Genomic DNA, 14,526 nt, shown 5'->3' on the forward strand with positions numbered 1-14,526 from the left:
GATCACGGCAGGCCCCACGGCACACCCGGACCGCCCGGCGACACGGGCCGCACCGCGAAGTCCGGCCGGTCTCCCGCGCGGTGGACCAACGCGTCCTCACCGCGTGCCAGGTCCACCTGCACGTCGCCGTTCGGCAAGCGGCGCCACCGCTTCGCGCGGCCTCGCGCGTCGGTGACCGCGAGCTCGCCGTCGATGCCCGGCCGCAGCACGCACGGCGCCCCGGCCTCGCTGTGGACCTTGAGCCAGCGCGTCTTCCCGGCTTCGCGCGAAGCGCTGAGCAGGAACGCGCCCTCGGTGCGGAAGTCGCGCAGCGCGAGGTCGCCCCACGACGCGGCGACCGCGGGAAAAAGCCGCAGCACCCCGCCCCAGCTCTGCACCAGCATGTCCTGCATCGACTCCACCGCCGACAGCGGTGTTTCGATCACCGGCCCCGACTCCTGGTACATCGTGTTCGGCTCGAGGTAGCGCTGCTGCAGTTCGCCGAGGTACCCCGCCGCCTGGTCGCCGCGCAGCATCGCCGCCGAGATCGACGCGGCGCCGGTGAACGAGTAGCCCTGCAACGCGCCCTCGAATCCCACCCAGTGCGCGAGCGACTTCTCGATGAGCACGCGGTTCTCCGGCTGCTCCCACGTGATCTCGTAGAGCGGGTAGACCTGCAACAGGTGCGAGTAGTGCCGATGCGACTTCGCGAAGGGCACGCCGGCGCCGATCATGTAAACGTTGCCGTCGACGGCGTAGGGGGCGAGGTTCGCCAGCACGTCGCGCCACCGCGGTGCCAGCGGGTCGCTGACCCGCAGTTCGCGGGCGAGGTCGAGCAGGGTTCGACAGCCCCAGCGCAGCAGGGCGAGGTCGTAGGTGCAGTCGGGGGCGTCCACGCCGTACTCCGGAGAGAACGTGGGCGGCAGGTGCAGCCTGCCGTCGGCGCCCGGCCCGAGGAAGTGGAGGTAGTAGCTGATCGCCTTGCGCAGCAACGGGAACAGTGTGTCGCGCAACAGCCCGCCGTCGAGCGTGTGGCGGTAGGAGAGCCACACGTTGTGCAGGGCCCAGGTGAGGTTGCCGACCTCCGGCACGGGCGGGTCCTGGCCGGGGATGCCGACGGGGAACCCACTGGTGGCGTCGGAGATCCCGTTGTCCAGCGTCAGGTCGGTGGTGCGCGGGATGCCGGCGGAGTCGGCACGGTACGGCTCGGCGAGCTGCCCCGACAGGTTCGCCCGGTACTGGCCGAGCGCTCGGCTCACGGCGTCGAGCTCGAGGTGGTTGGAGCCGTGGATGAGCCAGCACTCCAGCTGCACGTTGAGGTTCCACCACGTGGCCGGCCAGGGTGTGTTCTCGAGCCACGGCCCCGACGTGGCCATCACCGGGGCGTCCCGGCGCGCGGCCGAGGCGAGCTTGTAGAGCTGGATCCAGTAAAAGCTCTGCAGCCGGGTGTCCGGCAGGGACACGAAGCTGCGCCGGTAGTGGTCGTGCCACCAGCGGCGGTGCTCGCGCGTGAGCACGCCGAACTCGCCGGCGGTGCGCACGGCCCGCAGCGCCCGCTCGGCCGACGTGCGTTCGGGGTGCGACCACGCCACCGAGGCGTACAGGGTCCGGGTGCCGCCGCGGGTCACGTCCCGCCAGGCCGTGACGTGCTCGCCGCCGGCCAGCAGCGGCTGTTCGGCGAGACTGCTGTCGCCGGCCCGCCGAATGATCGCCGGCGGATTCGCGGCGTACCCGGCGGGCGGCGCCTTCTTCCACACCGGGTCGGCGCGTGGGCTCACGGCCTCGGCCGGGTGGAACGTCCAGCGGAACCCGCGTTCGCCCTCACTCGGGCGGACCTCGACGGCGAGCAGCGGCTGTCCCGTGTGGACGATCGCGCGCACGGCGAGGCTGCCGGCCGCCGTGGTGATCGTGCCCGTGAGCTCCGCGTGCCACAGGTCCAGCCGCCAGTCGACGCCGGTGATCGCGCCGACGGGTTCGAGCGTGAAGTACCCGATCGGCAGCCGGGCGAGCCCGAACAGCGCGCCATACTGCGGCCGGTGGTCCTGCACCTCGCTGTGCTGGACGTTGATGCGCACCGCGTTCTTCCCCGGCTCCGCGTAAATGCCCGAGCCGAGGAACCCGTTGCCGAGGAACGGCCCCTCCGTCCACGCGGTGGGCATTCGCCGCCACCGCAGGTCCGCGGTGGCGAGGAACGCGGCCCAGTCGAAGTCGTCACCCCCCGGATCGCTCGCCGAGGCGGCCGAGGCAGCGGCGCCACCTCCGGCCGCGGTCGCCGCGAGCCCGGCGAGCGCCCCGCCGAGCACTGTCCTGCGCGAAACATCCATCTCGACCTCCAGACTTCGGCTGCGGGGGTCGGCTCCAAAACATAGGATGTCTGACCGGGGTTGTCGAGACTCCTTACCCCGCAACACCGGAAGTCCGCCCATTCGTCCGATGACTGGTTGACCAGTCCGGGCCGGGCGAGTACAACAAGCGGCGGTCCGCGACGCCGGAGCCGAGCCGGGGCTCGGCCCACAACCCCGGCGACCGCGGGCGGCCCTACAATCGGGCCGCAGCCGCGCCGCGGTGGTGGGCGAAGGAGGACCGTGCCGGTCACGATCCGGGATGTCGCACGGCGGGCAGAGGTGTCGGTGGCCACGGTGTCACGGGCGCTCGGCTCCCCCGACCGAGTCAGCGCGGCGACGCGCGCCCGCGTGCTCGAGATCGTGCGCGAGCTGGGGTACCGGCCGAGCCCGGCGGCGCGCAGCCTCATCACCGGCAAGACCGGCGCGATCGCGATCGTGGTCCCGGACCTGGGGAACCCGTTCTTCACCGGCGTGCTCAAGAGCGTGCAGGCGCAGGCGCGCCACACCGGCCACGCCGTGCTCGTCGGCGACAGCGACGAGGACCCGGCGACGGAGCAGGAGCTCGTGCGCACGATGGCGAAGCAGGCCGACGGCGTGCTGCTGTGCTCACCGGGGATCGACGACGCCACCATCACCGAACTCGCCGGCCTGACGCCGCTGGCGCTGCTGAACCGGCGCGTCGCCGGGATCGGCGCGACGGTGATGGACAGCGCGGGCGGGATGCGCGAGATCGTGGCGCACCTGGCCGCGCTCGGGCACCGGCGCTGCGCCTACCTCAACGGCCCCCTCACGTCGTGGTCCAACAGCGAACGGCTGCGCGGACTGCGGTCGGCCGCCGCCGCGCACGACGTCGAGATCCGCGAACTCGGCCCGTTCGCGCCGCGTTATGAGGACGGCGCGCCGGCCGCCGACCAGGCGCTGGCCGCCGGGGTCACGGCCGTGCTCGCCTACAACGACGTGATGGCGCTGGGCGCGCTGGCGCGGCTGCGCGAACGCGGCGTCGCGGTACCGGAGGAGGTGAGCGTGACCGGGTTCGACGACCTCGTCTACGCGGCGGTCTCCGCTCCCCCGCTCACGACCGTCGCCATGCCGCTGGCCGAATCGGGCCGGCGCGCGGTCGACCTGGTGCTGGCCCATTCCGCCGCGGAAGCGGCCGGCCGGGTCGTCACGGAACTGCCGACGCGGCTGGTCGTGCGCGCGTCCACGGGCCCGGTGCGCGAAAACCGCTGAGCAATTCCCGGCGGCCCGATGCGGAAATGCGGAGAAATGACCGGGCACGCCTGCGGGCAACTCCGGGAATTCCCGGACCGGGTCCCCCTATCCACTGTGGATAGATGTTACAGTGCTTCGAAAGCCACCGAAAACGTGGCGGCCGGCCACTTTCGAGGAGGAATCACCGCCGATGGCGCACAAGGTCCTGGTCCAGATGGTGGACGACATCGACGGCGGCGTGGCGCACCAGACGGTGCCCTTCGGTCTCGACGGCGTCCAGTACGAAATCGACCTCTCCGACGAGAACGCGGAAAGCCTGCGCGAGGAGTTTGCCCGTTACATCGCCGCGTCGCGCCGCACCGGCGGCCGCAAGGCGCGCCGGGGCACCGCTTCGACCACCCCGACGCCCGCGGACCGCGAACGCTCGCGCGAGATCCGCGCGTGGGCCGCGGAGAACGGCTGGAGCATTTCCGAACGCGGCCGCATTCCGACCGACGTGATCACCGCGTTCGAAGACAGCCGCAGCGCCGGCACGAAGCCCCGCTCGCGGGGCGGCCGGAAAAAGGCCACCGCGAAGGCGTGACACCGGAACCGGGCAACTCGGGCACGCCGACAATTCCGGAACAGCTGATCGCCTGCGGAAATGCGGTGCACCCGGGCGCGCCGGAATGATCGGGAGTGGATCATTCTCCGGCCTTCGCAGGGCCGCCTCGGTCAGCCGACCGGGCTCGCCTCGCGGCCGAGGAATGCGAGCATCCGCGTCGTTTCGCCGGCGTTCGTGGGCGGTGTGAGTTCCGGCCCGAAGAACTCCGGCCGCCGCAGCGGAGTCGACCGCGCCCACGCGAACACGATCGTCACCAGCCGCTGGTCGAGGGAAACGGGCACGCCGGCGGCGCCGGCGACGTCCCAGGTGTGCACGAGTGTGTCGGCGACGAACGCCGGCAGCACGCTCGCCAGCACCACCTCGCCGCCGTCGATCAGGGCCACGCGCGAAGGCACGTCACTGTCCAGCCCACCCGCGGTGTCCGCGTACGCCCTGCGCCACGTGGCCGCGGCGTCGCCGGGACACAGCACCCCTGGGTTCGGGGCGCCCGGTTGTCCCGCTGTCTCCGCGTAGTCCGCGCCGGTCGCCCACGCCCACAGCATTCGCCGGCCCCACAGGACGTGCCCCGCGACGTCCCTCGTCGTCCACGCCGAACACGGCAACGGCGCGTCCCACCGGTCCCCGGGCACCCGCGCCACCACCTCGCCGAACCCGTGCTGCGCCACCCGGTACTGCTCCATCAGGTCCACGTCCCGCTCCCTTCACCGATCGCCGTCACCCCTGCGACCACCCGCGGCCCGCGAAACCGACAGTCCGCCGTCGCGAATTCCGGCCCCGGGTCCGCACGGGCGGGGCTACCGTGGTCGGAATGACCGATTCGACCACCGGAGAAGACACCGCCGAAGACCAGGCCGCCCTGACGCGGAACGTCGAGGGCCACGAGGTCGGTGCGGGCGTGTCCGTCATCCGCGAGAGCACCGGCGTCGCGGGCTCCGGTCCACGCCTGCACCGCCACCCCTACCGCGAGACCTTCGTCATCCAGCGCGGTCGCGCGCTCTTCACGATCGGCGACGCGCAGCGCAAAGGCCGCGCGGGGGACGTCCTCGCCGTGCCGGCCGGGGTACCACACAAGTTCGTCGTCCTGGGGCCGGGCCGCTACGAGGCCGTGCACATCCACGAGAACGACCGGTTCGTCACGGAGTGGCTCGAGTAGGACCGTCCGTCCACTCGCGACGGCGCGGTCCCGCGCGCCCACGGCGTTCGCATTCGCACATTTGTCGCACCGCCGCACCCACGCACACCCGCACCCCCGAAGCCACCCGCTGACCTGCGGAACAGCCGTGAACCCCGCCCACGGCGTTTCCGCCTCGCGGAAGCGAGCCGGCCCCGCACCGCCGTGTGGTGAAAACCCGGCCTCACCAGCGCCGAGGCGCCGGCTGCGGGCAGCCTTGACACCGCGCGGGCCGACACCCATCCTCACAGCTTCAGTTTCCGTTCGATGGAGGGTGTGATTCCGCATGACGGAGGTGCTTGAGCGGCCGGTGAGCGACGATCGCGACCGGTTGTTCGCCACCGCGCCCCGGGCGGCCGTGGACCTGTCGGTCCCGCTGGGCCCGCTGACGCTCGCGAACCCCGTGATGCCCGCCTCCGGGTGCTTCGGGCCCGAGCTCGGCCCTCTGCTGCCGGTGCGGGAGCTCGGCGCGGTCGTCACGAAGACGGTGTTCGCGCAGCGGCGGTCCGGCAACCCGTCGCACCGGCTGACCGAAAGCGCGCTCGGCATGCTCAACAGCGTCGGCATCCCCAGCCCGGGCACGAGCCGGTTCGTCCACGACGTGCTGCCGCGCTACCGCGAGTTCGGCGTCCCCGTGATCGCGAGCGTCGGCGGGCTCACCGTCGACGAGTACTCCCACGTTGCCGACGAGCTGGCCGGCGCGGAGTGCGCCGCGTTCGAGGTCAACGTCTCCTGCCCCAACCTCGAGCACGACGGGCTCATGATCGGCGCCGATCCCGCCGCCGTCGAAGCCGTGGTGGCCGGCGTCGTCGCCCGCACGCCGCTGCCGGTGTTCGTGAAGCTCACCCCGGGGGTCACCGACATCGGCGAGATCGCCCGCGCCGCCGAGCGCGCCGGCGCCACGGCCGTGACCGTGAGCAACACCTTCCCCGCGCTGGCCGTCGACGTGCGCACGCGCCGCGCGGTGCTCGGCAACGGCACCGGCGGCCTGTCCGGTCCCGCCGTGAAACCGCTGGCGCTGCGACTGGTCTGGCAGGCCGCGACCGCCGTCGACATCCCGGTGATCGGCTGCGGCGGCATCAGCAGCGCCCGTGACGTCGCCGAGTTCCTCATCGCGGGTGCCACCGCCGTCCAGGTCGGCACCGCCACCTTCACCCGCCCCTACGCGATGGTCGACATCGTGCGCGACCTCGCCCGGACCTGCGCCGACCTCGAGGTGAGCGCGCTCTGCGAACTCATCGGAACCCTGCGCGCCTGACCCCCGATCCCCCCGACGTCGTGAGGAGTGCCCCGCCCATGTCCGACGAAACGCTCACCGGTAGCACCGCGCCACCCGCCGCAGCCACCACCACGCGCTACGCCCGCAAAGCCGTGTTCGCCTCGTCCCTCGGCTACGCGATGGACGGCTTCGACCTGCTGATCCTCGGCTTCGCCCTTTCGGCGATCTCCGCGGACCTCGGGCTCAAGCCCACCCAGGCCGGCTCGCTCGCGACCATCACGCTCATCGGCGCCGTCGTCGGCGGCATCGCGTTCGGCGTGCTGTCCGACCGGATCGGGCGCGTGCGGGTGCTCACGTACTCGGTGATCTTCTTCGCCGTGTTCACCGGGCTCACGGCGATCTCCAGCGGCTACTGGGAGATCGCGATCTTCCGGTTCCTCGCCGGCGTCGGCATCGGCGGCGAGTTCGGCATCGGCATGACACTCGCGGCCGAGGCGTGGCCGGCGGCGAAACGCGCCCGGGCGACCTCACTCGTCGGCCTCGGCTGGCAGGCCGGCGTGCTGCTCGCGGCGCTCGTCTCCGCCCCGGTGCTCACCGCGTGGGGCTGGCGCGGGCTGTTCCTGCTCGGCGCGTTCCCCGCGATCGTCGCGATCGTGTTCCGCGCGCGGCTGCACGAGCCCGAGCAGTTCACGCTCCACCGCGAGAGCCAGGCCGGGAAACCGAAGGTACCGCTCAAGCTGCTCGTGGCCGACGGTCCCACCACTCGGGCGACGATCGGCGTCCTCGTGCTCACGTCGGTGCAGAACTTCGGCTACTTCGGCATCATGACCTGGCTGCCCACCTACCTCGCGACGCAGTTCGGCTACAGCCTCACGAAGTCCGGGCTCTGGACGGCCGTCACGGTGGTCGGCATGGGTGTCGGCATCCTGGCGTTCGGGGAGCTGGCCGACCGGATCGGGCGGCGCAAGACGTTCTGGCTCTTCCAGGCCGGCGCGGCGGTGTCGGTCCTCGGCTACAGCCAGCTCTCCACCCCGTGGGCGCTGATGGCGGGCGGCGCGATCATGGGCGCCTTCGCCAACGGCATGATCGGCGGTTACGGCGCGCTGATGGCGGAGCTCTACCCCACGGCGATCCGGGCCACCGCGCAGAACGTGCTGTTCAACCTCGGCCGCGCCGTCGGCGGGTTCGCCCCGATCGTCGTCGCGCTCGTCGCCGGCAGCTACGGCTTCGGCTTCGCGATCGGCGTCCTGTCCGTGATCTACGTGGTCGACATGGTCGCGATGGTCTTCATCCCCGACCGGCGCGCCGAGCGGCTCGCCTGAGCGGAAGGGTTCGCATGCAGGTCGTCATCCGCGCCTTGTCCGTGCTTCGCGCGCTCGCGGCGAAGGGCAAGGGCGCCACGCTCCAGGAGCTGCACGAAGAGCTCGACATCCCGGTGGGCAGCGCGCACCGGGTGCTCACCACGTTGATGGAGGAGAACTTCGTGACCCGCTCCCCCACCAACAAGCGCTACTTCCTCGGCCCGGCCGCGCGCCAGCTGGGCGAACCGGCCCAGCAGCGCACGGCCCTGCTGGCCAGCCCGCACCAGGCGGTGGTCGACGCCGCCGAGGGCAGCGGCGAGACGGTGTTCCTCACCGAACTGATCGGCGCCCGCGCGGTGTGCGTGGCGCTCGTGGAGGGACGGCACCCGCTGCGGCTGTTCGTGCGCATCGGCCAGGAGATGCCGCTGCACGCCGCCGCGTCGAGCCGCAGCCTGCTGGCCTACCTGCCCGAGGCCGCGGCCCGGCGAGTGCTGGAAACCCAGCCGCTCGACGCGTTCACCCCCGACACCCCGACGACAGTGGACGAACTCGTCGAGCACCTCGCGCTCGTGCGTGCCCGGGGCTATGACATCTGCGACGACGAACTGGACCGCGGCGTGTGGGCGGTCGCGGCACCGGTGTTCACCTCGACGGGTGCGGTGGCGGCGAGCGTCACGCTGGCCGCGGCCGGCGGCCGGATGCGCGAACGCGACGCGCGCGCCGCGGCGACGGACGCGGTGCTCACCGCCGCGCGCGAGCTGTCGGCCGAGCTCGGGTTCACCGGCGGCGAGGTCACGACCGCCACCGGTGGCGCGGCGAGGAGCGCGCGATGAGCCTCGATCAGGATCTGGCCACGGCGCTCGACACCACGGGGGTGTTCGTGGGCGCCGCCCGCCGCCGCGCGGAGCTGCGCGCAGATCTGCTCGCCGTGGGCGCCACCGCGTTCGCCACGCGGCCCGCGCTGCTGCGGCGCGCCGCGGCCCTGCTCGCGGCCGAGCTGCCGGCCGCCGTCGACCGGCTGGTGACCGGCGGCGACACCGACGCGGTCGCCCTGACCACGGCGCTCGCGTTGCACACCGGGCTGCCGGTCACGATCACCGGCGCGGACGGCGCGCGGGGCGAGGTGCACCACGGCGACCGCGTCGCGGTGGTCACACCCCGCGCCGACCCGGCCGCCACCCTGGCCGGCCGCGTGCGCGCGGCCGGCGCCGAACCCGTCGCCACGCTGAGCGTGTTCGCGGCCGACGGCACCCCTGCGTTCGCCTGATTTCCTTCCCCCACTTCGGAGAACCCGTCATGACGACTCCCGTGCAGGACGCGGGCGCGGCCGTGCGCAAGCTCGGCGTCAGCCCCGACACCTACGGACCCACGCTCAACACCCACCTCGACCCTGCCGCGACCGAGCTCGTCGGCACCGCGGTGGCCGAACTGCTCGCCGCGTATGCGGTGGACCAGGTCGCGGTGTGGCACGGCGCCGACGACGCCGTGCTCGCCCACGTGGTCGCCCGCCGCCTCGGCGCCGCGGTGACCCGCGTGTCCGAACTCGAAGGCGTGGTGGGCTTCTACCCGCCCGTCGCGGCCGGCGCCCGCGTCGCCCTCCTGGGCACCGCGTGGCAACCCAACCGGCTGCGCACGCTGCTGAACCTGGCCGCCACCGCGCGCGCCGAAGTCACAGCCGTGGCGGCGGTCCTCACCACGCCCGCGCTCGCCGAGGTGACCGGCCCGCCTGCCGTCGCCCTCCTGGCCGAACCGCCGGAGGCGCTCCGATGACCGCGTCCACGGTGGACTTCCGGTTGCGCGCCGACGAAACCCGGCTCGCCCGGTGGCTGGACGAATTCGCCGCACTGTCCGAACCGGACTCCGGCCCGGGCGTGACGCGGCTCGCGCACACCCCGCTCGAGCGGCGCGCGCACGCGCGCTTCGCCGAGCACGGCACAGCATTGGGCCTGACCGTGCACACGGACGCCGCGGGCAACACGATCGCCGAACTCCCCGGCACGGCGCCGGGGGCGCCCGCGCTCGGCACGGGTTCGCACCTGGACAGCGTCCCGAACGCCGGCGCGTTCGACGGCATCGCCGGCGTGGTCGCCGCGATGGAGACGGCACGGCTCTACACCGAGCACGACGTGCGCCCGGCCCACCCCGTGCGGTTCGTCGTGTTCGCCGCCGAGGAGGGCGCGCGGTTCGGCCAGGCCTGCACCGGCAGCCGCATCGCGGCCGGCCTCACGGGCGCCGCCGATCTCGACACGAAAGCCGACGCCGACGGCGTGACCCTGGCGGAGGCGATGCGCTCGGTCGGACTCGATCCCGCGGGCGCGGCGAGCGCGCGCTGGCAGCCGGCGGACTGGGCGGCCTTCCTGGAGCTGCACATCGAGCAGGGCAGTGTGCTCGAGTCGACCGGCCTCCCGCTCGGCGTCGTCGACCTCATTTCCGGCAGCACCCGCTTCCGGCTCGACCTCACCGGCCGCGCCTCGCACACCGGCGGCACCCCGATGCACCAGCGCGCCGACACGCTCGCGGCGGCGGCGGAGATCGTGCTGCTGGTCGAGTCGATCGCCACCGACAGCCGCCACCACGGCACGCGGGCGACCGTCGGCCGCCTCGACTCGGCGCCCGGTTCCATCACGACGATCGCCGGGCGGGCACAGCTGCACGTCGACGTCCGCGATGTCGACGGCGACCGCCAGCGCCTCACCGCAGCGGAGATCGTCGAACGCGCGGGCGCCATCGCCGCGCGCCGGGGCGTCGGGTTCAGCGCCCACGCGCTGGCCGACGCGTCCCCCGTGCTGCTACCGCGGCGCGTCACCGACGTCGTCGCGGCCACCTGTGCCGAACTCGGGTACGCGCACCGGGTCCTGCCCAGCGGCGCGAGCCACGACGCGCAGATGGTCAACCACGTCACGCCGACCGGCATGATCTTCGTGCCCAGCCGCGACGGGGTGAGCCACAGCCCCGACGAATGGACCGACGTCGCCGACCTCGCCCGCGGCACCGAGGTGCTCGCCCACAGCCTGCTCGCGCTCGACAGCGCTTTCCCCGTCCCGGGTTCGGAGGACGCATGACCACCGCAGTGCGCGCCGTGCGCGACCACGTGACGCCGCTCCCCGCGACCGGCGCCGACGGGCCGGCCCCGACGTGGCACCACGCCGAAGTGCTGGAGCACCGCCCGGAAGCCGACCGCTACCAGTACCTGCGGCTGCACGCCCCGACCATCGCCCGCACCGCGGCCGCGGGCCAGTTCGTGATGCTCACCGCCGCGCGCCACCGCGAACGCGGGCCCGTGCTGCCGCGGCCGATGGCGATCTACCGACGCGACGCGGAGGCGGGCACCATCGAGGTCGTCTACGGCGTGGTCGGTGACGGCACGCGCAAGCTCACCACGTTCACCGCGGGCGAGGCGATGCTCGTGGTCGGTCCGCTCGGGCGCGGGTTCGCCGTGCCGGCGGACACCGAGCGCGTGCTGCTCGTCGGGCGGGGCATCGGCACGTGTTCACTCACGACCGTGGCGCAGGACCTCGCCGGGACCGCGACGGGGGTGGTCGCCGTCGCCAGCGGGCGCACCCCGGAAGCGGTGATCGGCGCGGAGTTCTACCGCGACTGCGGCGCCGAACAGGTGCTCACCGTGACCGACGCCGAAGGCACCAGTGGCGTCGAGCACCTGCGCCGGCTCCTGACGTCCACTTTGGACGAAGCGCCGCCGCGGCGGATCCTGACCTGCGGGTCCGACCGGCTGGCCTGGCTGTGCGGCGAGCTGGCCGACCGCTGGGACGCCGAAGTGCAGGTGTCGCTGGAAGCGCACATGGCGTGTGGACTGGGGTACTGCCACGGCTGCGCCACCGGCACGCGCAGCGGGCCCGAGGAGTCGCCGCTCATCTGCAAGGACGGCCCCGTCTTCCGGCTCGAGGGCACGCGATGACCGCGCTCGGGAACGTGGTCCTGTCCGGGGTCTCCCCACTCGGCGGCGACCCCGTGGACGTCGTCGTGCGCGCCGGCCGGATCGCCGGGTTCCGGCCCGCCGGCACCAGTCCTGCGCCGGAGGTTGTCGACGCCGCCGGGCTCGTGCTGCTGCCCGCCTTCGTCGACCTGCACACGCACCTGCGCGAGCCCGGGGGCGAGGAAGCCGAGACCATCGCCACGGGGACCGCCGCGGCGGCCGCCGGTGGCTACTCCGACGTGTTCGCCATGGCCAACTGCTCGCCCGTCACCGACTCTCCCGAGCGGGTCGAGCACGTGCTCGGCCTCGCCGAGCGCACCGCCTCGGCCCGCGTGCACGCGGTCGGCGCCATCACCGAAGGCCTGGCGGGACAACGGCTCGCGCCGCTGGCGGCCATGGCCGGGGCGGGCGCCAGGATGTTCTCCGACGACGGGCGCTGCGTCGACGACCCCGTGCTCGTGCGCGAGGCCCTCGCCGTCGCCGCCCGCACCGGCACCGTCATCGCGCAGCACGCGCAGTGCGGCCGGCTCGCCGGCTCCGGCCAGATCAACGCCGGACCCGCGGCCGAGCGCACCGGGCTGCCGCCGTGGCCGTCGACGGGCGAGGAAACGATCGTCGCGCGTGACGTGGTGCTGGCGGCCGACGCCGGGGCAGCGCTGCACGTGTGCCACGTGTCCACGGCCCGCACGGTCGCTCTCGTGCGCTGGGCCAAGGCGCAGGGCTGGCCGGTGACGGCCGAGGTGACCCCGCACCACCTGCTGCTCACCGACACCGACGCTGCGACCGCCCAGACCCGCTACAAGGTCAACCCACCGCTGCGCTCGGCCCAGGACGTGGCCGCGCTGCGGGAGGCCTTGCGCGACGGCACGATCGACGCCGTCGCCACCGACCACGCGCCGCACCCCGCCGCGGCGAAGGCGGCCGACTGGTGCGGGGCGCCGTTCGGCATGACCGGGCTGGAGACGGCGCTCGCGGTCGTGGTGGAAGCACTCGGCGCGGACTGGGCCCTGGTGGCCGAGCGCATGGCGCACGCGCCCGCGCGGATCGGCGGTATCACCGGCGTCGCGGGCCGCCCGATCGCCGCCGGCGAACCCGCGACGTTCACCCTCGTCGACCCGCGGGCGCGCTGGACGGTCGACCCGGCCGACACCGCCGGCCGGTCGCACAACACCCCGTTCGAAGGCCTGACTTTCACCCACCGGCCCGTCGCGACCGTCGTCGACGGGCACGTCACCGCCGACCGCGGCGGGCTCTTCCCCGGGAGTACCCGATGACCACCACCCGCACCGAACGCGACCTGATCGGCGAGCTCGCCGTCCCGGCCGGGGCGTACTACGGCGTGCACACCCGCCGTGCCACGGCCAACTTCCCCATCAGCGGCCTGCCGCTGGCCACCCACCCCGAGCTCGTGGTCGCGCTCGCCCGCGTGAAGCACGCGGCCGCGCTGGCCAACCGCGACGTCGGCCTGCTGCCCGCGGGCAAGACGGAGGCGATCGTCGCCGCGTGCAAGGAGATCGAGGCCGGCCGGCTGCACGAGGAGTTCCCCGTCGACGTGATCCAGGGCGGTGCCGGCACGTCGTCGAACATGAACGTCAACGAAGTCGTGGCCAACCGTGCGCTGGAGCTGCTCGGCCGGCCGCGCGGGGACTACGCGCACCTGCACCCGATCGACGACGTGAACCTCGGCCAGTCGACCAACGACGTCTACCCCACCGCGGTCAAGCTCGCGGTGCACGCGGCCGCCACCGAACTGCTCGGCGCGATGGCCGAGCTGCGCGCCGCGCTGCACGCCAAGGGCCGAGAGTTCGCCGGGGTGGTGAAGATCGGGCGCACGCAGCTGCAGGACGCCGTGCCGATGACACTCGGCCAGGAATTCACCGCGTTCGCCGTGACGCTGGGCGAAGACGAGCAGCGGCTCGCCGAAGCGCTCACGCTGCTCACCGAGATCAACCTCGGCGGCACCGCGATCGGCACGGGCCTCAACGCGCACCCCGACTACGCGCGGCTCGCGTGCGCGCACCTCGCCCGGCTCACCGGGCTGCCGCTCGTGACCGCGGGCGACCTCGTGGAGGCGACGGCGGACGTCGGGGTGTTCGTGCAGCTGTCCGGCGTGCTCAAGCGCGTCGCGGTGAAGCTTTCGAAGACCTGCAACGACTTGCGGCTGCTCTCGTCGGGCCCGCAGGCCGGGCTGAACGAGATCCGGCTGCCGAAGGTGCAGGCCGGGTCGAGCATCATGCCGGGCAAGGTCAACCCGGTGATCCCCGAGGTCGTCAACCAGATCGCGTTCGAGGTGATCGGCAACGACACCACGGTGACGCTGGCGGCCGAGGCGGGGCAGTTGCAGCTCAACGCGTTCGAGCCGATCATCGCCCACTCGCTGCTGAAGTCCCTGCGCCACCTGCGCACCGGCGCCCGCACGCTGGCCCGCCGCTGCGTCACCGGGATCACCGCCAACACCGAGCAGCTGCGCCGCCGGGTCTTCGAGTCGATCGGGCTCGTGACCGCGCTGAATCCCGTGATCGGCTACGAAGCGGCGAGCGCGCTGGCGAAGCGGGCGTCGGTCACCGGCCGGTCGATCCACGAGCTCGTCGTCGAGGACGGCCTGCTCACCGCGGAGCAGCTCGACACGCTGCTGGGCCTGCCGTCGCCGACACCGTGACGACGGTTACCGTTCATCCCACGTTCACCTGGTTGTACTGCAATGAAACCTCCATCGGGTGACAGCTGGAGGCGCCATGAGCACGCCCGCCCTCGACGCCGC

The 14,526-nt window shown here is 73.3% G+C and carries 14 protein-coding genes; 12 read left to right on the plus strand and 2 right to left on the minus strand.

Features of this window, described 5'->3' with window-relative positions; genetic code table 11:
* Window positions 1-2: 2 nt before the first annotated feature.
* The gene (locus I6J71_RS28120) at window positions 3-2,303 is read right to left on the minus strand and encodes a Tat pathway signal sequence domain protein (protein WP_204089611.1); all 2,301 of its coding nucleotides are present in this window, start codon (window positions 2,301-2,303) and stop codon (window positions 3-5) included.
* 261 nt (window positions 2,304-2,564) lie between these two features.
* Here I6J71_RS28120 and I6J71_RS28125 point away from each other — a divergent pair, with 261 nt between their 5' ends.
* Window positions 2,565-3,554: a LacI family DNA-binding transcriptional regulator gene (locus I6J71_RS28125; protein ID WP_204089612.1), complete on the plus strand. Its 990-nt coding sequence runs from the start codon at window positions 2,565-2,567 to the stop codon at window positions 3,552-3,554.
* A 172-nt stretch (window positions 3,555-3,726) separates the two neighbouring features.
* On the plus strand, window positions 3,727-4,119 hold the full coding sequence (locus I6J71_RS28130; RefSeq protein WP_204089613.1) for an Lsr2 family protein: 393 nt from the start codon (window positions 3,727-3,729) through the stop codon (window positions 4,117-4,119).
* A 131-nt stretch (window positions 4,120-4,250) separates the two neighbouring features.
* Here I6J71_RS28130 and I6J71_RS28135 read toward each other — a convergent pair whose 3' ends face one another.
* On the minus strand, window positions 4,251-4,820 hold the full coding sequence (locus I6J71_RS28135) for a maleylpyruvate isomerase family mycothiol-dependent enzyme (protein WP_239155460.1): 570 nt from the start codon (window positions 4,818-4,820) through the stop codon (window positions 4,251-4,253).
* A 128-nt stretch (window positions 4,821-4,948) separates the two neighbouring features.
* On the opposite strand from I6J71_RS28135, the gene I6J71_RS28140 reads away from it, so the two are divergent.
* The 10 genes from I6J71_RS28140 (at window position 4,949) to I6J71_RS28185 (ending at window position 14,424) form a co-directional block, all read left to right on the plus strand.
* A complete protein-coding gene (locus tag I6J71_RS28140) occupies window positions 4,949-5,293 on the plus strand; it encodes a cupin domain-containing protein (protein ID WP_204089615.1) in 345 nt (114 codons plus the stop codon).
* Between the two features lie 304 nt (window positions 5,294-5,597).
* Window positions 5,598-6,569, plus strand: a complete 972-nt coding sequence (locus I6J71_RS28145; protein ID WP_204089616.1) for a dihydroorotate dehydrogenase — start codon at window positions 5,598-5,600, stop codon at window positions 6,567-6,569.
* Window positions 6,570-6,607: 38 nt separating this feature from the next.
* Window positions 6,608-7,852, plus strand: coding sequence for an MFS transporter (locus I6J71_RS28150; protein WP_204089617.1), 1,245 nt, complete (start codon window positions 6,608-6,610; stop codon window positions 7,850-7,852).
* A gap of 14 nt (window positions 7,853-7,866) precedes the next feature.
* A complete protein-coding gene (locus tag I6J71_RS28155; protein WP_204089618.1) occupies window positions 7,867-8,664 on the plus strand; it encodes an IclR family transcriptional regulator in 798 nt (265 codons plus the stop codon).
* Window positions 8,661-9,098 carry a hypothetical protein gene (locus I6J71_RS28160; RefSeq protein WP_204089619.1) on the plus strand — a complete coding sequence of 146 codons (438 nt, stop codon included), beginning with the start codon at window positions 8,661-8,663 and terminating at the stop codon, window positions 9,096-9,098. Before I6J71_RS28155 ends, I6J71_RS28160 begins: the two co-directional genes overlap by 4 nt.
* A gap of 29 nt (window positions 9,099-9,127) precedes the next feature.
* Window positions 9,128-9,601 (plus strand): hypothetical protein, encoded by a 474-nt coding sequence (locus tag I6J71_RS28165; protein WP_204089620.1) that lies wholly within the window; start codon window positions 9,128-9,130, stop codon window positions 9,599-9,601.
* The gene (locus I6J71_RS28170) at window positions 9,598-10,893 is read left to right on the plus strand and encodes a Zn-dependent hydrolase (protein WP_204089621.1); all 1,296 of its coding nucleotides are present in this window, start codon (window positions 9,598-9,600) and stop codon (window positions 10,891-10,893) included. The genes I6J71_RS28165 and I6J71_RS28170 overlap by 4 nt, the downstream gene beginning before the upstream one ends.
* Window positions 10,890-11,747: a dihydroorotate oxidase electron transfer subunit gene (locus I6J71_RS28175; protein WP_204089622.1), complete on the plus strand. Its 858-nt coding sequence runs from the start codon at window positions 10,890-10,892 to the stop codon at window positions 11,745-11,747. The genes I6J71_RS28170 and I6J71_RS28175 overlap by 4 nt, the downstream gene beginning before the upstream one ends.
* Complete coding sequence (locus I6J71_RS28180; RefSeq protein ID WP_204089623.1) at window positions 11,744-13,039, plus strand: dihydroorotase; 1,296 nt, start codon at window positions 11,744-11,746, stop codon at window positions 13,037-13,039. Before I6J71_RS28175 ends, I6J71_RS28180 begins: the two co-directional genes overlap by 4 nt.
* On the plus strand, window positions 13,036-14,424 hold the full coding sequence (locus I6J71_RS28185; RefSeq protein WP_204089624.1) for an aspartate ammonia-lyase: 1,389 nt from the start codon (window positions 13,036-13,038) through the stop codon (window positions 14,422-14,424). Before I6J71_RS28180 ends, I6J71_RS28185 begins: the two co-directional genes overlap by 4 nt.
* The last annotated feature ends 102 nt before the right edge of the window (window positions 14,425-14,526 follow it).

Origin of the sequence: Amycolatopsis sp. FDAARGOS 1241, assembly GCF_016889705.1 — a bacterium.
Lineage (GTDB): Bacteria > Actinomycetota > Actinomycetes > Mycobacteriales > Pseudonocardiaceae > Amycolatopsis.